General features: G+C 36.4%; 1 protein-coding gene. It reads left to right on the forward strand.

Annotation, left to right across the window (positions count from 1 at the left end):
* On the forward strand, nucleotides 1-423 hold a 423-nt coding region (locus H4O21_RS28225; RefSeq protein ID WP_220495866.1), incomplete at both ends, for a hypothetical protein.

The following is a 423-nucleotide window of genomic DNA, read 5'->3' on the forward strand; positions in this document are numbered from 1 at the left end:
TAATTGGAGCTATTTGGTCTTGCGGAAAGACTAAAAAAAATAATGATAATCCAGTGATTGATAAAAAGGAATTAACAGCAAAAGATATTTTAGGAAACCCTAACTATTTAGCTATGTCTTATGGGGGTTATAGGCATGCAGATCATAGTATAGAACCAACCCATGAAGAGCTAAAGGAAGACATGAAAATATTACACGCCTTGGGTATTCGAATGATTCGCACCTATAAAGTGCATTTACCCCAGGCTGAGAATCTATTAAAAGCAATTAGTGAGATAAAGCAAAAAGATTCAAGTTTTGAAATGTACGTGATGCTGGGTGCTTGGATAGATTGTAAAAATGCTTGGACAGATAAAGCACCAATTCATAATGAAGAAAGCGAAGCCAACAAACCACAGATGGAAAAAGCTGTGGCGTTGGCAA

Origin of the sequence: Oceanospirillum sediminis (genome assembly GCF_014164585.1) — a bacterium.
Classification (GTDB): Bacteria; Pseudomonadota; Gammaproteobacteria; order Pseudomonadales; family Halomonadaceae; genus Oceanospirillum; species Oceanospirillum sediminis.